This is a genomic window from Plantibacter sp. VKM Ac-2880, from assembly GCF_015351235.1.
In the GTDB taxonomy this organism is placed as follows: Bacteria; Actinomycetota; Actinomycetes; order Actinomycetales; family Microbacteriaceae; genus Plantibacter.
This window is the reverse complement of sequence record NZ_JADKSJ010000001.1, coordinates 2,344,177-2,367,220: the sequence shown is the minus strand read 5'-3', so window position 1 is coordinate 2,367,220 and position 23,044 is coordinate 2,344,177. Positions and strand designations below refer to the sequence as shown.

The following is a 23,044-nucleotide window of genomic DNA, read 5'->3' as shown; positions in this document are numbered from 1 at the left end:
CCCTGCATTGGCCTGCATACCGCCGGAAGTGCGCGCCGTCAATCCGCGGCGACGGCGGGGTACTGAGCGAGCCCGGCAGCGGCCCAGTCCGCGACGGCGTCCCGGGCGTCCGCCGGCCCCAACACGGTGATGAGTCCGGGATGGGCGGCGACGAGCCGTTTGAGGCCGTGGTGGTGCGCGAGACGAAGCGTGGCGGTCACCTCGCCGTCGGCTTCGTCGGACCCCGCCGGGGTGTTTACCGCACCGTCGACGGAGACCACGTAGTCGTCGATGAGTGGGAGGACGGAACGACGCACGAGCACCGTGACGTTGCGGTCGGAGTCACTCGGCTCGAACAACGCCGTCGGGACGACGACCTCCGCCTCGTGGAACACGACCTCGGCTTCGCTCTGTCGGAGCTCCGTCATCCGATCCAGTCGGAAGCGTCGCGTCGCCTCTCGGAGGTGGCACCACCCGTAGAGGTACCAGTCCTGATCCTGGGACTCGAGACGGAGCGGGTCGACGAGCCTCGCCTCGGTCGAACCACTCGCGTCGACGTAGTCGAACGCCACGCTGCGTCCGACGGCGAGTGCGGCGCGGATGATGCCTACGGCCCGGGCCGAGTACGACTCCGTGACGGCGAGCTGGCCCGGTGCCGACGAGGCACCGCGCGCCAGTTTCGCCATGACCCCGCCGATGACGTCGCTGTCCACGAACTCCGGGAGCCGCTGCAGGGACTGGAGACCGGCGATGAGTGCCGACGCCTCTCTCGCTGAGAACCGAGGACTGTCGTCGAGGGCGACCCGGTGGGTGAGGACGATCTCGTCGTCCTCCTCGAAGCTGCCCCAGTCGATGTCGAAGAGGTCGCCCGCGAGATACTGCCGCGTGTCGCCAGGGACGCCCGACACGGTGAGGAGTTCGACCGCCTCGCGGATCTGGCGCGGTGAGAGGCCGAAGTGTCGGGCGGCCTCCTCGACCGTCACCCGCTCGCGGTCGATGAGGTACGGGACGAGCGACAGGAGGAAGATCAGTTTGTCTTGAGCGCGGGGTGCTGCCGGTCGCTTAGCCACGGGTGGCCTCCTTCGGCTCCGGAGCGTCATCGGTGTCGGTGTGTCGGGCGACGACGAGCCTGAGTCTCGCCGCTACGGCGTCCGCGAGCGCGGGCGGGTCGACGACGAGGACCTCGGGACCGAATCCGGCGAGTTCGTCGGCGAGGATGTGGTGGTCGAGGTAGGGGATGGTGAGTTCAGCGTGGTCGGCGTCGGCCAGGCCGTATCGGTTGCCCAGACGCGCGGCGGCATCGGTCCCCGGTCGGACGCGCACCACGGCGCGCTGCGAGGATGAAACCCGCCGAAGACCTTCGATGGCGGCGGCGGCGTGATCGACGTCGTCCGCCGGGAACGACTCACCCGTCGGCTTCACCGGACCGACGATCCGCGACAGGAGGAATGTCCGCGGTTGGTCGACCGCGCGGTCGGTCGCGTACAGGTGCCATCGCCCCTCGTGCTGGACGAGCGCGAGGGGTGCCACGGTGCGCACGCGCGGGCGCTCCTCCCCTGGTTTCAGGTAGGGGAAGGCGACGACGGCGCGCCGTTCCAGTGCGGCGTCGAGCGGTTCGAACGAGGCCTCACGCGTGCGCAACCGCGGGGCGTACCCGATGATCGGTTCGTCAGGCTCGATGCCGAGCGACCGCAGCTTCGTCATGGCGCGCTGCGACTGGCCGGAGAGCGAACCCTCGCGCCATACCGTCGCCGCCAGCGACAGCAAGGACAGCTCCGCCGGGGTGAACCGGACGTCGGCCGGCAGCTCGTACGCACCCTTCGGGATCCGATAGCGCATCGACTGGTTGTTCCCGGGTTCGCCCGGCTGTTCGATCGTCTCGAGGGGGACGCCGAGCTCGCGGATGTTGTCCTTGTCGCGCTCGAACTGGCGTTCCAGGCTGGCGTTGCCACCGCCGGCCGAGTACTGCTGCCGGTACCCCTGCACGGTCGACAGGATCTCGTTCTTCGTCAGGCCGGTCTGGGTGGCGAGGAGGGCGAGCACGAGGCTGAAGAGCCGCTCCTCGACCGGCACCGGCTTCGGGGACTCGCGGGCTGAGGACACCGGTCCAGTCTACCGACGGACGGCCCGCCTCCCCCCTGCGACGCGGGTGGGAGACGGGCCGTCTCAGCTGTGAGCAACGGTTACTGCGTCGGGGGCTGTGTCCCCAGCACATCGATGACGAACACGAGGGTCGCGCCGCCCGGAATGGTCCCGGACCCCTGGTCGCCGTAGCCGTCCTTCGGTGCGACGACGAGGATGATCTGGGAACCGACCTTCGCTCCCACCACCGCATCGTTGAACGCCTTGATCATCTGGCCGCCGTCAGCCTGGAAGACGAGGGGCTGTCCCTTCTCCCAGCTGCTGTCGAAGACGCTCTTCTGGTCCCACAGGACGCCGGTGTAGTTGACCATGACCTGGTCGCCGGCCTTCACCGTGGCCCCGTCGCCCACGCGCGACAGCGTCTGCTTCGTCTCGGCCGGCGCCGAGGCCGCTGGGATCGTGATCCCGGGCTGACCACTCGGCGCGGTCACGACAGACGGGAACCCCGACGGGATCGGTCGCTCCGCGCCGTCCGCTTTCGGGAGCGCGGCACTGTGGACGTCAGCGACGAGGATGATCGTGTCGTCCTTCTTGAGACCGATCGCCTCGTTGGCTCCGGCCTCGCCGAAAGCGTCCTTCGACGAGATGGCCGCGACGACGCGTGATCCCACCGTCGAGCAGGCGAGTGCCTTCGTGAACCCAGCAGGGTTCCCGGCCAGGGCGATCAGCGAGGCCGCAGGGCCGGCGAAGTCGGTCTGCTGCAGGACCTCGCCGGTTCGACCGTTGAGGAGCATCAGGTTCACGCCCACCGTGCCGTCGGCCTCGACCAGCGCGCCGTCGCCCTTGATCACGATGTCGCGCTCGGTGGTCTTCGTGTACAGCGGCTTCGGCAGCTCGACCATCGGCTTCGCGCCGAAGTCTCCGGAGACCGTGATGAGCTTGGTGGCGTCGCCGGCGGACGCCGCCGCGTCGCACGAGGCCGAGCCAGGAGCGGTACACCCGGTGAGGGAGACGAGCAGGAGACCTGCTGCGGCGATGAGAGCTGGTGCAGTGCGCACGGATCCTCGTTTCGGTGGTACGGGTGGGACGGCAGGTCGCCGTCGCACAGTTTAGTCGACGTGGACGGCGGTCAGCGCGCGTCGCCGTCGACCGGCTCGGAGACCTGCGATCCGGTCATGTCGTCCGGATCACCGGCACCGGCGTCGAGGCCACGGGCGCGGGACAGTTCGGCGCTCGCACCGGCGCTCCTGGCGCGCTTCCGCAGGATCTTGGCGCTCGCGGACCGCTCGCCGAGGGCTCCCGGCGTCCACAGCTCGACGTCCTCCGCACTGAAGTCGCTCTTGGACGCCCGACGCTTGAGTTCCGGGAGGACCGTCCCCGGCGCGAGCTTGCGCGCGGTGATGAGGAATCCGGTGTGGCCGATCATGCGGTGGTCCGGCCGCACCGCCAGCCCTTCGACGTGCCAACCGCGCATCATCGTCTCGTTCGACTGCGGGTTCGTGAATCCGCCAGTTCCGCGGATGGCCTCGGCGACGCGGGACAACTGGGTGACGGTCGCGACGTAGCAGAGGATGACCCCTCCGGGCTTGAGAGCCTCCCAGGCGACGTCGAGGCACTCCCACGGCGCGAGCATGTCGAGCACCACACGGTCGACGGACTCGGCCGGCATCGTCTCCGGCAGGGTCTCCTGGAGGTCACCGACCGTGACCGACCAGTTCTGCGGGTCGTAGCCGAAGAAGGTCGCGACGTTGCCTCGGGCGACGTCGGCGAACTCGTCGCGCCGTTCGAACGACGCCAGACGGCCGGACGGTCCGATGGCGCGGAGGAGCCAGAGGGACAGGGCGCCCGAACCGACGCCGGCCTCGACGACCGTGGCGCCCGGGAAGATGTCGGCCTGGCCGATGATCTCGGCGGCGTCCTTCGGATAGATGATGGCCGCTCCGCGCGGCATCGACATGACGAAGTCCACGAGCAGCGGGCGCAGGGCGAGGTGTTCGATGCCCTCGGTGTTGGCGACGACGCTGCCGTCGGGCAGACCGATGATGTCCGTGTGCGCGATCATCCCGCGGTGGGTGTGGAAGACCTTGCCGGCCTCCAGGGTGATCGTGTTCCGCCGCCCCTTCGGTCCGGTGAGCTGGACGCGGTCGCCCTCGCGGAACGAGCCGCTGTTCGCCGGCTGGTGGTTGGAGCTCATCGCTGTACTGCCTCTGTCTCGGGGTGGTGGGTGGCGGGCGCCGCGTGCGCGCGGAGCGCTGCGAGGTCGGTGACCGTCCGCCCGGCGAGTGTGTCCCAGGTGGTGTGGTGTGGGCCGGCCGGGATCGGCACGATGTGCGGGACGGACACGGCGATCGTGCCCGCAGCGAGGGCGGAGGCGAGCCCGGTCGCCGAGTCCTCGATCGCGATGCACTCGGCTGGATCGACGCCGAGTGCGCGGGCGGCCCGCAGGTACGCGTCGGGATGCGGTTTCGGCTGGTCGACCTCGTCGCCGGCCACGATCAGGTCGAACGCGTCGAACGGGATCCCGGCGGCGATGTCCTCAGCCATGGACCGGATCGACATCGTCACGAGCGCGGTCGGAACGCCGGCCTCTCGGAGCTCACGCAACAGCTCCTGTGCACCCGGACGGAACGGCACGCCGCGCTCCTGGATGAGCCGCCTGACGTGGTCCGTGAGGTGCGCGACGATGGTGTCGGCGTCCAGCGCCACGCCACGGCCCTGGAGGATGGCCGCGGAGTCCCACAGGCCGTTGCCCACGAGGAGCAGGCCGTCTTCGTGCGTCCAGGTCCCGCCATGGGCCGCGACCAGCTCGGTCTCGGCCTCCATCCAGTAGGGCTCGGTGTCGACGACGGTGCCGTCCATGTCCCAGAGGACTGCAGCGGGGAGGAGAGTGGTGGTCACGGGGTGCCATGCTACCGGGTGGCGGAGCGCCTATCCTGGATGGATGGTCGCGGGAGGTCCCCGAGCATCGAGGAGTGAGACGTGACGGAACACACCAAGGAGCCACTGGGCGGTCGCCTGCTCGTCGTGGCGTTCGAGGGCTGGAACGACGCCGGTGAGGCGGCCAGTGGGGCGGTGCGCGTCCTGCGGGATTCGCTAGCGCTCCGTCCCCTGCTCGAGATCGACCCCGAGCCCTACTACGACTACCAGTTCAACCGCCCCACGGTCGGCGTCGACGAGGACGGCAAGCGGTCGCTGACCTGGCCGGGGACCACGATCTCCGGGCCGGACCCTGTCGCGTCCCGACCGGCGACCCCGCTCGCCGAGGACGCCGCACTCCGCGTCAGCGAGGGCGGTGGTGAGCACGTCTACGTCCTGCTCGGCGCGGAACCGTCCCGCGGCTGGAAGGCGTTCGTGGACGAGATCCTCACGGTGATCGCCGAGGAGCGGATCACGACCATGGTCATGCTGGGCGCGATGCTCGCCGACGTCCCGCACACTCGGCCGATCTCTGTCTTCGCCTCGAGCGAGAACGCCGAGCTGCGACAGGCCCTCCAGCTCGAACGCAGCACCTACGAGGGTCCGGTCGGGATCCTCAGCGTCCTCGCCGACGCGGCGGAGCGACAGGGCGTTCAGAGCCTGTCGGTCTGGGCGTCGGTCCCCCACTACGTCCACAGTGCGCCGTCGCCGAAGGCCGTCCTCGCGCTCATCGACAAGCTCGAGGAACTCATCGACGTCGTCATCCCGCGCGGAGCGCTCATCGAGGAGTCGGGCGAATGGCAGAACGGGATCGACACGCTGGCCGCCGAGGACGAGGACATGGCCGCGTACATCCAGCAGCTGGAGCAGGCACGGGACACGGTCGAGTCGCCTGAGGCGAGCGGCGAGGCGATCGCGAAGGAGTTCGAACGGTACCTCCGACGCGACGAGGGCAAGGGCGACGAGCCCTGGCGCAAGGACCGCGACTAGGCCGCGGTCCCAGGAGACCGCGGCGTCACGAGGGCGCCCGGGGTCAACGCACGCCGAGCAGTGCGTCGATGGTCGATCGCACCAGGCCTGCGTCGTCGACACCGGTGGTCGCTGCGTCATCGACCAGTGCGATCGCACCGGGCGTGTCGAGGTCGTCCGCGAGCCGGACGCGGATCGCTTGCAGGAGTCGGTCCGCTGAGGCTCCCCCGACAGCGTCCGCCGAGAAGGACGAGCGCCAGGTCGCGAGTCGCCGGTCGGCCTCGGTGAGGTCCTCGTCGTGCCACTCCCAGTCGCTGCGGTAGTGGTGCGCGAGGATCGCCAGCCGGATCGCGGAGGGGTCGGCGCCGTCGGCGGCCAGACGGGAGACGAGGACGAGGTTGCCGAGCGACTTGGACATCTTGGTGCCTTCGTAGGCGACCATCCCGGCGTGGTTGAACACCTTGGCGAGCGGACGACCGGACAGGGCGGCGGCGTGGCCGGCACTGAGGTCGTGATGCGGGAAGACGAGGTCTGAGCCACCGCCTTGGACGGTGAAGTCGGAACCGAGGTGCTCGAGCGCGATGACGGAGCACTCGATGTGCCACCCGGGCCGTCCTCGGCCGACGACGGAGTCCCAGCTCGGCTCTCCGGTGCGTTCCGCCCGCCAGAGCAGCGGGTCGAACGCGTCACGCTTGCCCGGTCGGTCGGGGTCTCCCCCGCGCTCGGCGAAGAAGGCCGCCATCGTCGCCTCGTCGAGACCGCTCTCGGCGCCGAGGTGCCAGACGTCGTCGGCCGCGGCACGGACGTCGAAGTAGACGTCGTCCCCAGTCGCGCTGTCCGGGGTGTCGACCGGGTAGGCGACACCGCGCTCGAGGAGGAGCGCGACGGCGTCGGCGATGGGTCCGATCACCTCGGTGACCGCGACGTAGTCCTCGGGCGGCAGGATGCTGAGCCGTTCCATGTCGCTCCGGAAGAGTTCGACCTGGCTCGCCGCGAGCTCACGCCAGTCGACACCGGTCGCGTTCGCACGTTCGAGGAGCGGGTCATCGACGTCGGTGATGTTCTGGGCGTAGTGCACCTCGTATCCGGCGTCGAGCCAGACCCGCTGCAGGGTGTCGTACGCCAGGTAGCTCGACGCGTGACCGAGGTGCGTGGCGTCGTACGGCGTGATGCCGCAGACGTACAGCCGCGCCGTGCGTTCCGCCGAAGCCTCGATGAGCCTGGCACTCGGGGTGTCCCAGAGGCAGGGAGCCGTGCCGGATCCGGGCAGCTCGGGGACGACCGGGGCGGACCAGGCCCTCATGCGGCGATCACGCCGGTGCCGAGCAGGACCAGCAGGACGACGCCGAGGACGATGCGGTAGACGACGAAGGGCAGGAAGCTGCGCTTCGAGATGTAGCTCATGAAGAAGGCGATGACGGCGAGCCCCACGACGAAGGCGATGACCGTCGCGATCAGGGTCTCGACCGGGCCGTAGGGGCTCGGTTCGCCGATGCTCTTGAACACTTGGTAGAAACCGCTGCCGAAGACGGCGGGGATGGCCAGCAGGAACGCGTAGCGTGCTGCGGCGCGTCGTTCGTACCCCATGAAGAGGCCGGCGGTGATGGTCCCGCCGGAGCGGGAGACGCCGGGGATGAGGGCGAGCGCCTGGGCCCCGCCGAAGATCGCCCCGTCGCGGTACGTCAGGCTCTTCAGCCGACGCTTCTTCGCACCGACCGCGTCGGCGACGCCGAGCAGGACACCGAAGACGATCAGCATGACCGCGACGATCCACAGCGACCGGAAGGTCGTCTCGATCTGATCCTGGAACAGGAGACCGAGGACGACGATCGGGAGGCTGCCGATGATGATGAGCCACCCCATGCGGGCATCGGCGTCATCGCGCGGGATCTTGCCCACGAGCGCCTTGCACCACGAGGAGATGATCCGCACGATGTCACGCCAGAAGAAGACCACCACGGCGGCCTCGGTACCGATCTGGGTGATCGCGGTGAACGCGGCCCCTGGGTCCTTCGCGCCGGGGAGGAACTCCCCCAGGATGCGCAGGTGCGCACTCGAGGAGATCGGGAGGAATTCGGTCAGCCCTTGGACGAGTCCGAGGATGATGGCGTTGATGAGGTCCACAGCGCACCTTTCTGGAGCCGTGAGGCTCAGTCTGCAGCCGGATGGCTGGTGTTCGGCCGGATCCGGCGTTCGTCGGCGGGACGGCTCGCGGAGCGCCCCGCAGCGCAGTCGGCGCGGAAGCGATCCGTGGTTTTCTCAGTAGTCGAGGAGGAGGTCCGTGAGGACCTGCCTGCCGAACCCTAGCGCGTCGAGCGGCACCCGCTCGTCGACGCCGTGGAACATCGCAGGGAAGTCCAGGTGTTCGGGCAGTCGCAGCGGCGCGAAGCCGTACCCCGTGATGCCGAGCAACGACAGCGCCTTGTTGTCGGTCCCTCCGGAGAGCATGTACGGCAGGACGGGGGCCCCGGGGTCGTGGCGTCCGAGCGTCTCCACCACCGCGTCCACGAGCGGCCCGGAGAACGGCGTCTCGAGCCCGATGTCGCGGTGCATCACGACGATCTCGATGTCCTCCCCCACGATCTCCGCGACCCGCGCGAGGACGGCGTCCTCCTCGCCGGGAAGGGTGCGGATGTCGACGAGCGCCTCCGCGCGATCGGGGATCACATTGTGCTTGTACCCCGCCTGCAGCAGGGTCGGGTTGCTGGTGGTGCGGAGGGAGGCCTGGATGAACCCGGATGCCGTCCCCGTCGCGAGGGCGAGCTCGTCCGGCCCCAACCGCTCCGGCGTGGCGCCGAGGATGGTCGCGATCTCCCGGAGCAGCTGCTCCGTGGTGTCCGTGAGGCGGATGGGCCACTCGGTCCGGCCGATCGCGGCGACGGCCTCGGCGAGACGGGTCACGGCGTTGTCCTGGACGTAGCGGGATCCGTGGGCCGCCCGGCCCGTCGCGACCAGCTTGATCCAGACGAGGGCCTTCTCAGAGGTCTGCAGCAGGTAGGAGCGCCGACCGCCGAAGGTGATCGAGTAGCCGCCGACCTCGCTGATGGCCTCGGTCGCGCCGGCGAACAGCTCGGGTCGTTCCGTCACGAGATGGTGCGAGCCGAACACGCCGCCGTTCTCCTCGTCGGAGAACATCGCGACGACGAGATCGCGTTCCGGGCGACGGCCGCTGCCGAGGATCTCCCGGAGGGAGGCGAGGATCATCGCGTCCATGTTCTTCATGTCGACGGCCCCGCGCCCCCACAACAGGCCGTCCTTGATCTCGCCGCCGAACGGGTCGACGGACCAGTTCGCCGGATCGGCGGGCACCACGTCGAGGTGACCGTGCACGACGAGCGCAGGCTTCGACGGGTCCGTGCCTGCCACGCGGGCGACGACACTCGTGCGGCCGGGCGCCGCGTCGATGAGCTCAGGCTCCAAGCCGAGGTCCTTGAGGTACGCCTCGACGTACTCGGCAGCCTCCGTCTCGCCGTTGGAGCGGCCCTCGCCGTAGTTCGTGGTGTCCATTCGGATGAGGTCCCGCGCGATCCGCGTGGTCTCGTCGAGCTGGGGAGCGGATGCGTCTGAGCCGGAGGTCATGCCTCAACGCTACCCGCCGTTCCGGTCGGCTGCACTCGCGGGCTCCGGTGCCCGGTCCGCCCCGAACGGTGATGCGCCAGGTGCCTTGAGCGACGGGGTGGTGAACGGGTGCCGAAATCCGTGCTAGAGTTTCTTCTCGTGCCCAGCGAAAGCCGGACACGATCACAACACGCGCGGGTGGCGGAAATGGCAGACGCGCTAGCTTGAGGTGCTAGTGCCCTTACGGGCGTGGGGGTTCAAGTCCCCCTTCGCGCACACCGTGTTGAGACGGCGAACGGCCGGAGCGAAAGCTCCGGCCGTTCTTGTTTTCCCGCCGGACTCCACGAGATGCCGATACCCGAGATCATCGCTCCGTGACCGGCAGATGCCTGAGGTCTCGTCCTCAGTGACCGTGCCCGAGCCGACGGCGGAGCAGATCGATCCGCGCCTGCAACTGCGTGACACTGGCCTGAGCCACCGCGGGCCCGCCGCAGACGCGTCGGAGCTCGGCGTGCACCAGCCCGTGCGGTTCCTTGGTGTGCTTCGCGTAGAGCCCGACGAGCGTGTTGAGGACCTGACGCTGCTCCTTGAGCGTGCGGTACAGGGGCGCCGGGATGTCCGCCTCCGGCTTCGGCGATCCGGCGTTCTTGTCGACGAACGCACCACGCTTGGCCTGACGGCTCTGCCGCTGGACGAGGAGCTCGTGCACCTGCTCCGGTTCGAGCAGCCCGGGGAACCCGATGAAGTCGAACTCCTCCTCCGTGCCGGGCTGTGCGAGTTCGCCGAACTCGTCCCCGTCGAACACCACGCGGTCGAAATGCGCGTTCGACGACACCGCCTGCCAGGTGAACTCGTCGAGGAGGGAGTCGGACGCCTTGTCCTCGCGTTCCGCGGCCGCCATCATGGCGTCCTCCGGATTGAAGAGGTCGCCTTCCGCATCCGGGTCGCTCGGCCGGTCGAGGGCATGGTCGCGCTCGAGTTCGAGCTTCTCCGCGAGGGCCATGAGGTTCGGGACGTTGGGCAGGAAGATGCTGGCGATCTCACCGCGGCGTCGGGCCCGCACGAACCGCCCGATCGCCTGGGCGAAGAACAGCGGGGTGGCCGAGGAGGTCGCATACACGCCGACCGCGAGTCTCGGGACATCGACGCCTTCGGACACCATGCGCACGGCGACCATCCAACGCTTCGTGTTCGAGGAGAAGTCGGCGATCCGGTCGCTGGCCTCCTTCTCGTCCGACAGCACGACCGTCGGCGCCTCGCCGGTGAGGTCGTGGAGGATCGCTGCGTACGCGCGCGCGGTCGTCTGGTCGGTGGCGATCACCAGGCCGCCCGCGTCAGGCACCGACTGCCGCACCTCGGAGAGCCTGAGGTCGGCCGACTTCAGCACCGCGGGGATCCAGTCGCCCTGCGGGTCGAGGGCGGTCCGCCAGGCGGCCGAGGTGATGTCCTTCGTGTTCCCCTCGCCGAGCCTGGCCTCCATCTCGTCGCCGGCTTTGGTGCGCCAGCGCATGTGCCCGGCGTAGACCATGAACAGCACCGGGCGGACGACGCCGTCCTGGAGGGCTCGCCCGTACCCGTAGTTGTAGTCGGTGACGGAGGTCCTGATGCCCTGATGGTCTGGCTGGTAGACGACGAACGGGATGGGGGCGGTGTCCGAGCGGAACGGCGTCCCCGTGAGGGAGAGCCGACGCGTCGCCCGCGAGAACGCCTCGTGGATGCCGTCGCCCCAACTGAGTGCATCTCCCCCGTGATGGACCTCGTCGAGGATGACGAGGGTCCGGGCGGAATCGGTGGCGCGCTGGTGCACGGGCGGGTTGGCGGCGACCTGGGCGTAGGTGACGGCCACGCCGTGGTAATGACGGCCGAACACCTGGTCGCGATTCGCGAAGTTGGGGTCGAGCCGTATCCCGACGCGACTGGCGGCCTCGGCCCACTGACGCTTCAGATGGTCGGTCGGCGCGACGACGGTGATGCGGTCGACGGTACCGCGATGGAGGAGCTCGGACGCGAGTCGCAGCGCGAAGGTGGTCTTACCCGCCCCGGGCGTCGCGGCCGCGAGGAAGTCGCGGGGTTCCGTCGTGAAGTACTGCTCGAGGGCCTCGGCCTGCCAGGCTCGAAGCTTGCTCGCCGTGCCCCACGCTGCCCGCTCCGGGAAGGCCGGGGAGAGGTGTTCGGCTGCGGACCCGCCCAGGTGCTGGGGAGAAGAGATTTCCGCGTTCACTGGAGACCAATGTACCCGACAGGACCGACCCCGCCGACCAGGGAGGGTGGTGCTCGGGAGCACCGCATCTCCGACTCACGACTGATCCGCGGGCTCCGGGCCAGGCGTACCCTGGAGAGTCCAGAGGGACAGCAGGAGGAAGCACGCATGACCGAACAGCACCATCCTTGGTCGAGGTACGTCGCCATCGGCGACTCGTTCACGGAGGGGATCGGCGATCCGGAGCCGGGGGTGCCGGGCGGACACCGCGGCTGGGCGGACCGGGTGGCCGAGGTGCTCGCCTCACAGCACCCGGAGTTCGCCTACGCGAACCTCGCGGTCCGGGGCAAGCTCGCGCGTCAGATCCTCGACGACCAGGTCGAGCCGGCCCTCGAGCTGCATCCCGACCTCATCACGATCTCCGCGGGCGGTAACGATGTGATCCGACCGGGCACCGACCCGGACGACATCGCGAGGCGCCTCGAGCAGGCGATCATCCGGCTGCGGAGCGATGGCGCGACGGTCGTGCTGTTCACGGGTGTCGACGTCGGCTTCTCCCCCGTCTTCCGGAGCATCCGAGGCAAGGTCGCGATCTACAACGAGAACCTGCGGGCCATCGCCGCCCGGCACGGGTGCGTCATCGCCGACCAATGGGCGCTCCAGACGATCCAAGATCCGCGCATGTGGTCACCCGATCGCCTCCACCTGAACGCCCTCGGGCATCACGAGGTCGCTCGGCTCGTCCTCCATGCGCTCGACGTGGACAACGACCTCAAGCCCCTGCAGCCGGAGCCGCTCCCCGCGCGCAGGTGGCGCCAGGCGCGGACCGAGGACCTCGCCTGGGCGCGGGAGTACCTGGTGCCCTGGGTCATGCGACGGGTGCGGCACCAGTCGTCGGGTGACCACATCAGCGCGAAGCGACCCCTCGCGGGCCCGTTCGCTTCGGCGGTCGCTCAGGACCAGGAGCTCGACGTCTGACGAGGCGGCGGGCACGTCATCGCCTGCCGGGCGGTCACGGGTTGGTCAGGCGCCACCATGGGGTGACGGGCGCGACGTCCGCGTCGAGGGCGATCGGGACCTCGATGGTCGCTGCACCGCCCTCGGCACCGGCTCCGACGGTGTAGCTGAGCGTCCCGACGGTCGATCCTGTGGCACCGGCTTCGATCGCCCGCGCACGCGGCTCCACCGTGATCGGGGTGTCCTGCCAGACGAGGACCGAGGCGTCGGAGGCGACGACGACCTTGGCGGTTTCGCCCCACGCCGTGTCGTACGAACCGACCGGGGCGCCCGCGGTGGCGAGCTGCACCTGGTGGAAGCCGGCGGGCACGCTCTGGAGGAGCGACACGACGGCGTCGTTCAGCACGGTGTGGTTGTCGGCGCCCAGGATGACGCCGACGACCGTGACCGTGCGACCAGCGACCTGCAGGTCCGCGGAGAAGAGCAGGCAGGCTCCGGACGCGTCGTCCGTGCCGGTCTTCAGGCCGGTCACCCCGTACCGTCCGAGGAGCGCGTTGGTGTTCTCGACCTCGCCGATCGCCGGCAGGGTCGCCGTGGGCTCGCTGACGATGGACGCGAGCGCGGGGTCGGCGAGGACGAGCTTGCCGATGGTCACCAGGTCGCTCGGGGTGCTGACGTTCGTCTCGCCGAGGCCGCTCGTGTTGGTGACCGTCGTGCCCGTGAGGCCTCGGGCGTCGAGCCAGGCTCGGGCCGCCTGGAGATAGGCGTCCACCGAACCGAACGCCCAGACGGCCAGTGAGATGCTGTAGTTGTTCGCGGACGGCAGGAGGAGGGCCTCGAGCATCTGACGCTGCGTGAACACGGAACCGGCGACGACGGGCGCCGCAGAGCCGTTCTCCGCGATCGTGTCGTAGTAGAACCCGACGTCCGCGTCCGTCAGAGTGATCGACGGGCCCTGATCCCCCGCGGCGAGGGGCTTGGCGTCCAGCACCACGAGGGACGTGATGGTCTTCGTGATACTCGCGATCGGGAACGGCGTCTGCTCACCACTCGAGGTCAGGACACCATCGAATCCGACAGCGCCGAGTGCCCCGCGCCCGAACCCCGGCCAGGACACCGGCGTGGCCGGCTGCACCAGCGTCGACGTGAGGGCTTCGGGAGCCTCCAGGGTCGCCGCGGCTGCGGGGATGGGCCGGAGGAGCGCCCCGCCGCTGTAACCGAGGATGCCGATGACGATGGCGAGGATGCCGAAGACGGCGAGACGGCGGCGGCGATAGATCTGTCGTCTCGTGAGTGGCACCCGGTCATGGTACCGGGCATGCCTGCGCATCCCCTGCGGCGCCGTGCCGGGCGCGTCGGAGCTCAAGCATCCCACGGGACCCTCAGCGCGTGCGCAGCTCCCACAGGGCGACGGCGCTGGCGGATGCGACGTTCAGTGAGTCGACGCCGTGCAGCATCGGGATGGTGACGATCGTGTCGGCGGATGCGAGAGCGGAGGCGCTCAGCCCGTCGCCCTCGGCACCGAGCACGATGGCGAGCCGGTCGGGAGCCGTGCGCGCGTAGGTGTCGAGGTCGACGGCGTCGTCGGACAGGGCGAGCGCCGCAGTCTGGAACCCGGCGTCGTGCAGGATGCCGGAGGCGACGTCCCATTCCGGGAGACGGGTCCACGGCACCTGCAACACCGTCCCCATGCTGACGCGGACGCTCCGACGGTACAGCGGGTCGGCGCAGCGCGGGGTGATGAGGACGGCGTCGGCCCCGAGGCCTGCGACGGACCGGAAGATCGCGCCGACGTTGGTGTGGTCGACGATGTCCTCGAGGATGACCACGCGCCGGGCATCGGCGAGGAGCTCTGCGGGGTCTGTGAGCGGAGGGCGGTGCATCGCCGCGAGGGCGCCACGGTGCAGGTGGAAGCCCGTCAGCTGCTCGAGCAGCTCGGGCTCGCCGACGAAGACCGGGACGTCGTGGTCGGCGAGGAGTGGCGCGACGTCCTCGAGCCACTTCTCCTGCAGCAGCACGGAACGTGGCCGGTGGCCGGCACGGAGCGCGCGTTCCATGACCTTCGTCGACTCGGCGATGTACAGGCCGCCTGCTGGTTCGGACACGCGCCGCAGGGCCACGTCCGTCAGGCGTGCGTAGTCGTCGAGTCGTCCGTCGTCGAGATCGGTGATGCGGGTGACCTGCATGGGAGACGTCCTCTCGACGCGGTGTACGACCTCCACCTTGCCAGAGTGGGAACACGATCGAAAACGAGGCCGTTTAGACTCAGGAGCAGTGATGGCCCGGAGCGCTCCGGGCGTCGCGGACCGACGGGACGGAACAGGATGAGCACGCTGACCGCAGCAGGGGATCCCGCTGACGAGACGGCCGAAGCCGGGCTCGACCGGGTGATCGAGTTGCTCGCGGACCGACGTGTCGCGTTCCTCACCGGGGCCGGCGTGAGCACGGACTCGGGGATCCCCGACTACCGCGGCCAGGGCGCGCCGGTGCGGACGCCGATGACGGTCGACCAGTTCCTCTCGAACGACGATGCTGCGCGCAAACGCTACTGGGCCGGCAGTCACCTCGGGTGGAAGCGGTTCGACGGCGCGCGCCCCAACGCGGGCCACCGGGCGATCGCGCTCCTCGAGGAGGCCGGGATCGCCGACGGCGTCATCACGCAGAACGTCGACGGCCTCCACGTCCGCGCGGGCTCCCGCCGCGTCGTCGACCTGCACGGGTCGATGGACCGGGTCAGTTGTCTCTCCTGCGGGCAGAGCTACGCGAGGTCGAGCATCGCCGAGCGCATGACCTCCCTCAATCCGTGGCTCGACACCGAGACGGACGTCACGATCAATCCCGACGGTGACGCCGAGGTCGGGCGGGTGGACGAGATCGTCGTCCCGGTGTGCACGGTCTGCGGCGGCATGCTGAAGCCGGACGTGGTCTTCTTCGGTGAGTTCATCCCGACGGAGAAGTACGCCGAGGCCGCGGCACTCGTCAGGGGTGCCGACGCCCTCGTGATCGCCGGATCGTCGCTCGTCGTGAACTCGGGCATCCGACTGCTCGAGCTCGCGCGTCGGAAGCGACTCCCGATCGTGGTCGTCAACCGGGGTGTGACGAAGGCCGACGGCCGTGCCGACGTCAAGCTCGACGCCGGCGCGAGCGAGACCCTGACGGCGATCGCGGCACGACTCCTGCCGGACGGGTTCACCAGTGTCGTCTCGCAGGAGGCGACGGACGCCTGAGCGTCAGCGTCCGTCCGGCTCCCCCTCCAGGAAGGCAGTGAGCCGCTCGGCCGCGTTGTGCGGCTCCTCGTAGTGGATCAGGTGGCCGACGGCCGGGATCACGTGGAGCTGAGCGTCGGCGAAGCGCTTCGCGAGCGCGAACTGCGCCGCCACCGGGGTGATGTCGTCACGCTCGGCGGCGATGAGCAGGGTGCGGCTCGGGATCCGGTCGGCGTATTCGCTGACGTCATGACTCACCGAGGCCGTGAAGGACTCGAGGACGACCTCGCGGTCGGCGAAGGCGCTGAAGTACTGGTCGTGCTGGGCGTGGATCCACCGCCGGAGCGCCGGGTCCTTGGTCTTCGACATCGCGACGCTCATGATCCTGACGACACCCTTGTTGCGGAGGAAGGCGAATCCCAGGCGCTTCGGGAGCTTCGCGGACGCCCAGTAGTAGAACACCGCGAGCCTCGTCAGGACGCCTCTGGGGCCTTGGAGTGCCGGTGCGGCGATGGGATTGATGAGGACGAGGTCGTCCGGTCGGAGCCCGCCGGCGACGGCGGCACTCGAGACGATCGAGCCGAACGAGTGCCCGAGGAGGACGACGCGTCCGGAGAGGTCCAGTTCTTCGAGGAACCGGCCCAGCCAGGCGGCGTAGCCCTCGACGGAGTGCGTGCCGTCCGTGAAGGGCGCAGAGCTACCGAAGCCCGGGAGGTCGGGGGCGACGATGCGGAACCCGGAGAGTTGCGCGACCACCGGTTCGAGACCGTGGTGGTCGCCGCGGAACCCGTGCACCATCACGATCGTCGTCGAGGCCGCTTCGTCGCCGTAGTCCCAGAACCGGGTCTCCGCGCCGTCCACGATGAGCGAGCGCTCGCGGACGGGGATGCGGTCGAGCTGGTCGGCGTACGGTGATTCGACGGGCATCCCCTCAGTGTACGGAGTCAGGCTCCGCGTTCCCGGATCAAGCGGACCGAGCCGGCTCGGCGTGGCACGGTCCCCTGTCGGAGGTGCGTCATAGGGTGAAGGCGTGAACACGGTCGATGCGAATCCCCACTGGACGGACCGCCTCGCGGTCTTCGATCTCGAGACGACGGGGATCGAGGTGGAGACGAGTCGCATCGTGACCGCCTTCGTCGGCGTCATCGCGGCCGATGGTTCGATCGAACGGTCCTGGGCGTGGATGGCGGATCCGGGCGTCGAGATCCCCGCTCGTGCCGCCGAGATCCACGGTGTCAGCACGGAACGTGCTCGGGCGGAGGGGCGGCCGTCACCGGTCGTCGTCGGCGAGATCGTCGCCACCCTGAACGAGTTGTTCGCCGCTCGCCTGCCGGTGGTCGCGTACAACGCCCCATACGACTTCTCGCTCCTGCATTTCGAAGCGGAACGCCACGGCGTACCCTCGATCGCCGTGCCGAGCCCCGTCGTCGACCCGTTGGTCCTCGATCGTCGCCTCGACACGTTCCGGCGCGGCAAGCGGACGCTCGAGGTCGTCGCTGCGCTCCACGGTGTCCCGCTCGAGGGGGCGCACGACGCCGGCGTCGACGCGGTCGCGGCCGGACGGGTCGCGCAGGCCATCGGTCGTCGGTACGCGGACGCGCTCCCGACGAACGTGGACGAACTGCACGAGGCGCAGCGCGCCTGGTCCCTCGAACAGGCGGAGAGCTTCCAGTCGTACATGCGCCGCGTGCGCGATCCCGAGTTCGTCGCGGACGGCGCGTGGCCGATCCGCACCGGTCGCGACGTCGCGCCGTCCGAGGCGCCCATCATCGTCCCGGCGGATCAGCTTCCCCTCGGTATCTGAGTCGCACCGTCCGGTCGGACGACGACAAAACGCCCCGATCCGAGGATCGGGGCGTTTCGTGTACAGCGGAGCGGACTACTTGCCGAAGCCCTTGAAGCGCTGGTTGAACTTCTCGACGCGGCCGGCCGAGTCCATGATGCGCTGCTTGCCCGTGTAGAACGGGTGCGACTCGGACGAGATCTCCACGTCGATCACCGGGTAGGTGACGCCGTCGAGGTCGATCGTCTTGCCGGACGAGACCGTCGAGCGCGTGAGGAACGTCGCGCCGGAGGCGAGGTCGCGGAAGACGACGGCTTCGTACGTGGGGTGGATGTCAGATTTCATCAGCAGTCCTTGTTGAGTGGATGGTGTGGGTAGTACCCGCGCTCGGAACTCCAGGCACGAGGCAGAAAGCTCTTGGCTCCGCGAGCCAAAGGTCGACTTTACCAGACTCGGCGCGCGTCTGCTCGCCGAGGGCGATCGACGCGCCGAGGTGTGGTCGTCAGACCGGGGCGACGGCCGAACGGCCGGCGCGGGCGGAACGGGCGTGGAAGCGTCCGTCCTCCTCGGTCAGTTCGATCGGGAGGTCGAACGTCTCGCTGAGGTGTTCCGCCGTCAGGGTCTCGGCGATGGGTCCCGCCGCGACGATGCCGCCGTCCCGGACGAGTAGCACATGGGTGAAGCCGACGGGGATCTCCTCGACGTGGTGCGTCACCATGATGATCGCCGGTGAGTCGTCCGCGCTCGCATAGCCGCCGAGCAGTTCGACGAGTTCCTCGCGGGTGCCGAGGTCGAGGCTCGCCGCCGGCTCGTCCAGGAGGAGCAACTCCGGGTCCGTCATGATCGCGCGGGCGATCTGGACGCGCTTCTGTTCGCCGTCGCTGAGCGTGCCGAAGCGACGGTCGGCGAGGTGGTCGAGCTTCCACTCGGCGAGCACCCGCGACGCACGCTTCACGTCGATGTCCTCGTACTGCTCGACCCAGCGTCCCGTGACCGAGTAGGCGGCCGTCAGGACCACGTCGAGGACGGTCTCCTCCGGCGGCACCCGCTTCGCGAGCGCTGAGGAGGCGAACCCGATACGGGGACGCAACTCGAAGACGTCGACGCGACCGAGGGTCTCGTCGAGGACCGACACCGTGCCCTTGGACGGGTGGATGAGCGTCGCGGCCAGCTGCAGGAGCGTCGTCTTCCCGGCGCCGTTCGGGCCGAGGACGATCCATCGCTGGTCGCCCGTCACCGTCCAGTCGACACCGTCGAGGATGGGGTTGAGATTGCGGACCACGGACACATCGGAGAACTGCAACACGCTCGGCATGGTCCTAGCCTATCCGGACCCGGTCCTCGTACGTCGCCCTCCAGGACCGACCCGTGAAGGGCGTCAGACGAGGCTGCGGTACAGCTCCGCCGTCTGCGAAGCGATACGGGACCAGCTGAAGTCGGACTCCGCGCGGCGACGACCTGCGGCCCCGTACGCCCGCGCCTGCGCCGGATCCTGGACCACCTCAGTCAGGGTGGCGGCGAGGTCGGCGACGAAGCGCTCGGGGTCGAGCGGGGTCCCGGTGCCGTCGGACGCCTGCGCGAGCGGGACGATCCGGCCCGTGACGCCGTCCTGGACGACCTCCGGGATGCCGCCGGTCCCCGTACCGACCACCGCGGCCCCGCAGGCCATGGCCTCGAGGTTCACGATGCCGAGCGGCTCGTAGATGGACGGGCACACGAAGGTGGTGGCGGCGGTGAGCACGGTGCAGAGTTCGTGGCGCGGGAGCAGCCGTTCGATCCAGACGACCCCGGTGCGCTCCTGCTGCAGCTCTTCGACGAGCGCCTTGACCTCGGCGAGGATCTCCGGGGTGTCTGGAGCGCCGGCGCACAGGATGAGCTGGACGTCCGGCGGCAGCAGTCGGGCCGCGCGGAGCAGGTACGGCAGGCCCTTCTGACGGGTGATCCGGCCGACGAAGACGACGGACGGACGGGACGGGTCGATCCCCACGGAGCGCAGGAGGTCGTCGTCGACCCGAGGCTGCCAATCGGTGAGGTCGATGCCGTTGTAGATCACCTGGACCTTGGCCGGATCGAGGCTCGGGTAGGAACGCAGGATGTCGCGGCGCATGCCGTCACTGACCGCGACGACGGCCGCGGCACCTTCGTAGGCGGACTGCTCGATCCAGCTCGACACGCGGTACCCGCCACCGAGCTGCTCTGCCTTCCACGGCCGCAGCGGCTCCAGGCTGTGCGCCGTGACGACGTGCGGGATGCCGTGCAGGAGAGAAGCGAGATGCCCGGCACCGTTCGCGTACCAGGTGTGCGAGTGCACGAGGTCGGCCCCCGCGACGTCCTGGGCGATGAGGAGGTCCGTCCCGAGGGTGGTGAGCGCTCCGTTGGCGCCCTGGAGTTCGGCGGGTACGCCGTAGGCGACCGTGTCGGCCTCATCGCGAGGAGCACCGAAGCACCGGACGGTCACGTCGATGTCGCTCCGGAGGGATTTCACCAACTCCGCGACGTGGACACCTGCTCCGCCGTAGATCTCCGGCGGGTACTCCTTTGTCACAAGATCAACTCGCATGTCTAGACGCTAGTACAGGTCACCTCCGGCATCTATTCTGAAGCCATGGCCGCCTCAAAGAAGATTTTCGGAATCGTCCTCGCTGGTGGGGAAGGGAAGCGGTTGATGCCGCTGACCGCGGACCGCGCGAAACCGGCCGTACCGTTCGGCGGGCAGTACCGTTTGATCGACTTCGCGCTGTCCAACCTCATCAACTCAGGACTCACCCAGATCGTCGTCCTCACCCAGTACAAGTCCCACAGCCTCGACCGCCACGTCTCGCAGACGTGGCGTCTCTCCGGGCTGCTCGACTCCTATGTCGCATCCGTGCCGGCGCAGCAGCGCCTCGGCAAGCGTTGGTTCAGCGGCTCCGCCGACGCGATCCTCCAGAGTCTCAACCTGATCCGCGACGAGAAGCCCGACATCGTCGTGGTCGTCGGCGCGGACCACGTGTACCGCATGGACTTCGCGCAGATGATCGAAGCGCACATCCAGTCCGGTAAGAAGGCCACCGTCGCGGCGATCCGTCAGCCGATCTCCCTCTCGGACCAGTTCGGCGTCATCGACGTGGATGCGGACGACCCCACGACGATCGCGCGCTTCCTCGAGAAGCCTCTCGATGCTCCCGGTCTGCCCGACTCCCCCGGTGAAGTGCTCGCCTCCATGGGCAACTACGTGTTCGACGCGGACGCACTCATGCAGGCGGTCATCGACGACGGCGAGGTGACGAGTTCGAACCACGACATGGGTGGGGACATCGTCCCGTACTTCGTCGACCGCGGAGAAGCAGGCGTGTACGACCTCCAGCGGAACGATGTGCCTGGGTCCACCGACCGCGACCGCTACTACTGGCGCGACGTCGGGACAATCGAGTCGTTCTACGAGGCGCACCAGGACCTGATTTCGACGCTCCCGATCTTCAACCTCTACAACCGCGACTGGCCGATCTTCAGCTCGCAGCTGAACTCGCCGCCGGCCAAGTTCGTGCGGGACGCGAAGGGCAACCTCGGCCAGACCATCGACTCGATCGTCTCGCTCGGATCCCTGCTGTCCGGCGCACACATCGAGCGCAGTGTCCTCGGGCCCTGGGCGCTCGTGGAGTCGGGTGCTCACGTCTCGGACTCCGTCGTGTTCGACAAGGTCCACATCGAACCGGACGCCGTCGTCAAGCGGGCTATCCTGGACAAGGATGTGGTGGTCACCTCCGGCGCGAGTGTCGGAGTCGACCACGACCGGGACCGCGCTCGCGGATTCACCGTCACCGAGTCCGGTCTCACCGTGGTTGGCAAGGGAGTACGCGTCGTTCCATGAGTACCGAGCGTTCGGCAGTGGCGGATCCCGAGGCAGCACTCCCCCCACAGGCCGGACGAGGCGTCCGGTTCCTCGCGGTGCTGGACGCCGACTCGACGCTCATCGAGAACGAGGTGATCGAACTCCTCGCTGAGGAGGTCGGCAGTCTTCCCGAGGTCGCCGCGATCACGGAGCGGGCGATGCGCGGCGAGCTCGACTTCGCCGACAGCCTTCGGGCGCGGGTGGCGACGCTCGCCGGCCTGCCGGTGGACCGCATCCCGGTGATCGCCCGGCGGATCCGGACCACCCGGGGGCTCGAGCGGCTCATCGACGGGCTGCACGCCCACGGATCGACCATCGGCGTCGTCTCCGGCGGCTTCCACGAACTCCTCGATCCGCTTGCAGCGACTCTCGGCCTCGACCATGTGCGGGCGAATCGGCTCGAGACGGCAGACGGTCGGCTGACCGGCGGGCTGAGTGGGCCGATCATCGACGCCGCGGCCAAGGCGGACGCGTTGCAGGAGTGGGCCGCCCTCGACGACGTCCCGCTGGCACGGACCGTCGCGGTCGGCGACGGCGCCAACGACCTCGCCATGATGGAGCTCGCCGGCCTCTCCGTCGCTTTCAACGCGAAGCCGATCGTGCGTCGGCACGCGGACGTCGTGGCCGGGCGGGTCGACCTCGGCGACGTCCTACCGCTCCTCGGCCTCGAGCGCGCGCACCAGGGCCGCTGAGCCGGCCCCGGCGCACACGCGACCAGCGGCGGTCAGTGCCCCATGCCGAGGCCGCCGTCGACCGGGATGACCGCCCCGGAGATGTACCCGGCGTCATCGCCGGCGATCCAGGTGACGACCTTCGCGACCTCGTTCGCACTGGCGAACCGGGCGGCGGGGATGCTCTTCTTGTACTCGGCCTGCGTCTCGGCCGGCAGCTCAGCGGTCATGTCCGTCTCGATGAACCCCGGCGCGACGACGTTCGCCGTGATCCCGCGTGCGCCGAGCTCGCGGGTGATGGAACGCGCCATGCCGACGAGGCCGCTCTTCGAAGCGGCGTAGTTGACCTGGCCGGCGGAACCGTAGAGGCCGACGACACTCGAGATGAGGACGATGCGTCCGAACCGCGCCTTCAGCATGCCTTTCGACGCTCGCTTGACGACCCGGAAGGAACCACCCAGGTTCGTGTCGACCACCCGGTCGAAGTCGTCCTCGGTCATCCGCATGAGCAGGGTGTCCTTCGTGATGCCCGCGTTGGCCACGAGCACCTCGACCGGACCGAGCTCGGCTTCGATCTGCGTGAACGCCGCGTCCACCGAGGCGGCGTCCGTGACATCCGCACGGACCGTCAGCGTCCCGGCGGGTCCCTCGCCCGATCGCGCGGTCACGGCCACCCGGTGCCCCTGCGCGACGAACTCCTCGGCGATGGCGAAGCCGATCCCCCGGTTGCCTCCGGTGACGAGGACGGTGCGTGGTGCGGTCATGGTCGATTCCTCTCCTGCGGCGGGACGGACCGATTCGAGCGGCGGCCGTCGAGGTCCGTGGCGCTCCGGCCGCGGACCCGTACCAGCA

22 protein-coding genes and 1 tRNA gene are annotated in these 23,044 nt (G+C 69.3%); 7 read left to right on the top strand and 16 right to left on the bottom strand.

Annotated elements, in window-relative coordinates; translation table 11 throughout:
• Positions 1-38 precede the first annotated feature (38 nt).
• The 5 genes from ITJ57_RS11365 to ITJ57_RS11345 form a co-directional block, all read right to left on the bottom strand.
• The gene (locus ITJ57_RS11365; RefSeq protein ID WP_370582336.1) at positions 39-1,049 is read right to left on the bottom strand and encodes a helix-turn-helix transcriptional regulator; all 1,011 of its coding nucleotides are present in this window, start codon (positions 1,047-1,049) and stop codon (positions 39-41) included.
• Positions 1,042-2,082 (bottom strand): WYL domain-containing protein, encoded by a 1,041-nt coding sequence (locus ITJ57_RS11360; RefSeq protein ID WP_194670082.1) that lies wholly within the window; start codon positions 2,080-2,082, stop codon positions 1,042-1,044. Before ITJ57_RS11360 ends, ITJ57_RS11365 begins: the two co-directional genes overlap by 8 nt.
• A gap of 80 nt (positions 2,083-2,162) precedes the next feature.
• Positions 2,163-3,119 carry an FKBP-type peptidyl-prolyl cis-trans isomerase gene (locus tag ITJ57_RS11355; RefSeq protein WP_194670081.1) on the bottom strand — a complete coding sequence of 319 codons (957 nt, stop codon included), beginning with the start codon at positions 3,117-3,119 and terminating at the stop codon, positions 2,163-2,165.
• A 71-nt stretch (positions 3,120-3,190) separates the two neighbouring features.
• On the bottom strand, positions 3,191-4,255 hold the full coding sequence (locus tag ITJ57_RS11350; RefSeq protein ID WP_194670080.1) for a tRNA (adenine-N1)-methyltransferase: 1,065 nt from the start codon (positions 4,253-4,255) through the stop codon (positions 3,191-3,193).
• Positions 4,252-4,959, bottom strand: a complete 708-nt coding sequence (locus ITJ57_RS11345) for an HAD family hydrolase (RefSeq protein WP_370582335.1) — start codon at positions 4,957-4,959, stop codon at positions 4,252-4,254. The genes ITJ57_RS11350 and ITJ57_RS11345 overlap by 4 nt, the downstream gene beginning before the upstream one ends.
• Positions 4,960-5,040: 81 nt before the next feature.
• On the opposite strand from ITJ57_RS11345, the gene ITJ57_RS11340 reads away from it, so the two are divergent.
• On the top strand, positions 5,041-5,967 hold the full coding sequence (locus tag ITJ57_RS11340; RefSeq protein WP_194670079.1) for a PAC2 family protein: 927 nt from the start codon (positions 5,041-5,043) through the stop codon (positions 5,965-5,967).
• A gap of 43 nt (positions 5,968-6,010) precedes the next feature.
• Here the strand turns inward: ITJ57_RS11340 and mshC are convergent, their stop codons facing one another.
• The 3 genes from mshC to ITJ57_RS11325 form a co-directional block, all read right to left on the bottom strand.
• Entirely contained in the window at positions 6,011-7,249 is a 1,239-nt protein-coding gene (mshC, locus tag ITJ57_RS11335) for a cysteine--1-D-myo-inosityl 2-amino-2-deoxy-alpha-D-glucopyranoside ligase (protein ID WP_194670078.1), read from the bottom strand.
• Positions 7,246-8,070 carry an undecaprenyl-diphosphate phosphatase gene (locus ITJ57_RS11330; protein ID WP_194670077.1) on the bottom strand — a complete coding sequence of 275 codons (825 nt, stop codon included), beginning with the start codon at positions 8,068-8,070 and terminating at the stop codon, positions 7,246-7,248. Before ITJ57_RS11330 ends, mshC begins: the two co-directional genes overlap by 4 nt.
• A gap of 135 nt (positions 8,071-8,205) precedes the next feature.
• Positions 8,206-9,525, bottom strand: a complete 1,320-nt coding sequence (locus tag ITJ57_RS11325; RefSeq protein ID WP_194670076.1) for a M20/M25/M40 family metallo-hydrolase — start codon at positions 9,523-9,525, stop codon at positions 8,206-8,208.
• A gap of 171 nt (positions 9,526-9,696) precedes the next feature.
• On the opposite strand from ITJ57_RS11325, the gene ITJ57_RS11320 reads away from it, so the two are divergent.
• A tRNA-Leu gene (locus ITJ57_RS11320) sits at positions 9,697-9,780 on the top strand.
• A 127-nt stretch (positions 9,781-9,907) separates the two neighbouring features.
• Here the strand turns inward: ITJ57_RS11320 and ITJ57_RS11315 are convergent.
• Entirely contained in the window at positions 9,908-11,725 is a 1,818-nt protein-coding gene (locus ITJ57_RS11315; RefSeq protein ID WP_194670075.1) for a DEAD/DEAH box helicase, read from the bottom strand.
• A gap of 147 nt (positions 11,726-11,872) precedes the next feature.
• On the opposite strand from ITJ57_RS11315, the gene ITJ57_RS11310 reads away from it, so the two are divergent.
• Positions 11,873-12,682, top strand: coding sequence for an SGNH/GDSL hydrolase family protein (locus ITJ57_RS11310; RefSeq protein WP_194670074.1), 810 nt, complete (start codon positions 11,873-11,875; stop codon positions 12,680-12,682).
• A 34-nt stretch (positions 12,683-12,716) separates the two neighbouring features.
• On the opposite strand, the gene ITJ57_RS11305 is transcribed toward ITJ57_RS11310, so the two are convergent.
• Positions 12,717-13,961, bottom strand: a complete 1,245-nt coding sequence (locus ITJ57_RS11305) for a D-alanyl-D-alanine carboxypeptidase (RefSeq protein ID WP_194670073.1) — start codon at positions 13,959-13,961, stop codon at positions 12,717-12,719.
• A gap of 82 nt (positions 13,962-14,043) precedes the next feature.
• Positions 14,044-14,847: an RNA methyltransferase gene (locus tag ITJ57_RS11300; RefSeq protein ID WP_194670072.1), complete on the bottom strand. Its 804-nt coding sequence runs from the start codon at positions 14,845-14,847 to the stop codon at positions 14,044-14,046.
• A 138-nt stretch (positions 14,848-14,985) separates the two neighbouring features.
• Here ITJ57_RS11300 and ITJ57_RS11295 point away from each other — a divergent pair, with 138 nt between their 5' ends.
• Positions 14,986-15,888 carry a Sir2 family NAD-dependent protein deacetylase gene (locus ITJ57_RS11295; protein WP_194670071.1) on the top strand — a complete coding sequence of 301 codons (903 nt, stop codon included), beginning with the start codon at positions 14,986-14,988 and terminating at the stop codon, positions 15,886-15,888.
• Positions 15,889-15,891: 3 nt separating this feature from the next.
• On the opposite strand, the gene ITJ57_RS11290 is transcribed toward ITJ57_RS11295, so the two are convergent.
• Positions 15,892-16,794 (bottom strand): alpha/beta fold hydrolase, encoded by a 903-nt coding sequence (locus ITJ57_RS11290; RefSeq protein ID WP_194670070.1) that lies wholly within the window; start codon positions 16,792-16,794, stop codon positions 15,892-15,894.
• A gap of 103 nt (positions 16,795-16,897) precedes the next feature.
• Here ITJ57_RS11290 and ITJ57_RS11285 point away from each other — a divergent pair, with 103 nt between their 5' ends.
• On the top strand, positions 16,898-17,671 hold the full coding sequence (locus ITJ57_RS11285; protein WP_194670069.1) for a 3'-5' exonuclease: 774 nt from the start codon (positions 16,898-16,900) through the stop codon (positions 17,669-17,671).
• A gap of 75 nt (positions 17,672-17,746) precedes the next feature.
• On the opposite strand, the gene ITJ57_RS11280 is transcribed toward ITJ57_RS11285, so the two are convergent.
• The 3 genes from ITJ57_RS11280 to glgA form a co-directional block, all read right to left on the bottom strand.
• Positions 17,747-17,995, bottom strand: coding sequence for a type B 50S ribosomal protein L31 (locus ITJ57_RS11280; protein ID WP_056005588.1), 249 nt, complete (start codon positions 17,993-17,995; stop codon positions 17,747-17,749).
• Positions 17,996-18,152: 157 nt separating this feature from the next.
• Entirely contained in the window at positions 18,153-18,965 is an 813-nt protein-coding gene (locus ITJ57_RS11275; RefSeq protein WP_194670068.1) for an ABC transporter ATP-binding protein, read from the bottom strand.
• 63 nt (positions 18,966-19,028) lie between these two features.
• On the bottom strand, positions 19,029-20,210 hold the full coding sequence (gene glgA / locus ITJ57_RS11270; RefSeq protein WP_194670067.1) for a glycogen synthase: 1,182 nt from the start codon (positions 20,208-20,210) through the stop codon (positions 19,029-19,031).
• Between the two features lie 45 nt (positions 20,211-20,255).
• Between glgA and ITJ57_RS11265 the strand changes: the two genes are divergently transcribed.
• Together ITJ57_RS11265 and serB are read left to right on the top strand one after the other, a co-directional pair.
• Positions 20,256-21,500 carry a glucose-1-phosphate adenylyltransferase gene (locus ITJ57_RS11265; protein ID WP_056005597.1) on the top strand — a complete coding sequence of 415 codons (1,245 nt, stop codon included), beginning with the start codon at positions 20,256-20,258 and terminating at the stop codon, positions 21,498-21,500.
• Positions 21,497-22,213 carry a phosphoserine phosphatase SerB gene (serB, locus tag ITJ57_RS11260; RefSeq protein WP_194670066.1) on the top strand — a complete coding sequence of 239 codons (717 nt, stop codon included), beginning with the start codon at positions 21,497-21,499 and terminating at the stop codon, positions 22,211-22,213. The genes ITJ57_RS11265 and serB overlap by 4 nt, the downstream gene beginning before the upstream one ends.
• Before the next feature lie 32 nt (positions 22,214-22,245).
• Here serB and fabG read toward each other — a convergent pair whose 3' ends face one another.
• Entirely contained in the window at positions 22,246-22,956 is a 711-nt protein-coding gene (gene fabG, locus ITJ57_RS11255) for a 3-oxoacyl-ACP reductase FabG (protein WP_194670065.1), read from the bottom strand.
• Positions 22,957-23,044 lie beyond the last annotated feature (88 nt).

Bases quoted from the DNA above. Each gene is read 5' to 3' on its own strand.
- ITJ57_RS11280 (WP_056005588.1), bottom strand. From the start codon at position 17,995: ATGAAATCTGACATCCACCCCACGTACGAAGCCGTCGTCTTCCGCGAC.
- ITJ57_RS11350 (WP_194670080.1), bottom strand. From the start codon at position 4,255: ATGAGCTCCAACCACCAGCCGGCGAACAGCGGCTCGTTCCGCGAGGGC.
- serB (WP_194670066.1), top strand. From the start codon at position 21,497: ATGAGTACCGAGCGTTCGGCAGTGGCGGATCCCGAGGCAGCACTCCCC.
- ITJ57_RS11310 (WP_194670074.1), top strand. From the start codon at position 11,873: ATGACCGAACAGCACCATCCTTGGTCGAGGTACGTCGCCATCGGCGAC.
- glgA (WP_194670067.1), bottom strand. From the start codon at position 20,210: ATGCGAGTTGATCTTGTGACAAAGGAGTACCCGCCGGAGATCTACGGC.
- ITJ57_RS11325 (WP_194670076.1), bottom strand. From the start codon at position 9,525: ATGACCTCCGGCTCAGACGCATCCGCTCCCCAGCTCGACGAGACCACG.
- ITJ57_RS11275 (WP_194670068.1), bottom strand. From the start codon at position 18,965: ATGCCGAGCGTGTTGCAGTTCTCCGATGTGTCCGTGGTCCGCAATCTC.
- ITJ57_RS11300 (WP_194670072.1), bottom strand. From the start codon at position 14,847: ATGCAGGTCACCCGCATCACCGATCTCGACGACGGACGACTCGACGAC.
- fabG (WP_194670065.1), bottom strand. From the start codon at position 22,956: ATGACCGCACCACGCACCGTCCTCGTCACCGGAGGCAACCGGGGGATC.
- ITJ57_RS11290 (WP_194670070.1), bottom strand. From the start codon at position 16,794: ATGCCCGTCGAATCACCGTACGCCGACCAGCTCGACCGCATCCCCGTC.
- ITJ57_RS11265 (WP_056005597.1), top strand. From the start codon at position 20,256: ATGGCCGCCTCAAAGAAGATTTTCGGAATCGTCCTCGCTGGTGGGGAA.
- mshC (WP_194670078.1), bottom strand. From the start codon at position 7,249: ATGAGGGCCTGGTCCGCCCCGGTCGTCCCCGAGCTGCCCGGATCCGGC.
- ITJ57_RS11295 (WP_194670071.1), top strand. From the start codon at position 14,986: ATGAGCACGCTGACCGCAGCAGGGGATCCCGCTGACGAGACGGCCGAA.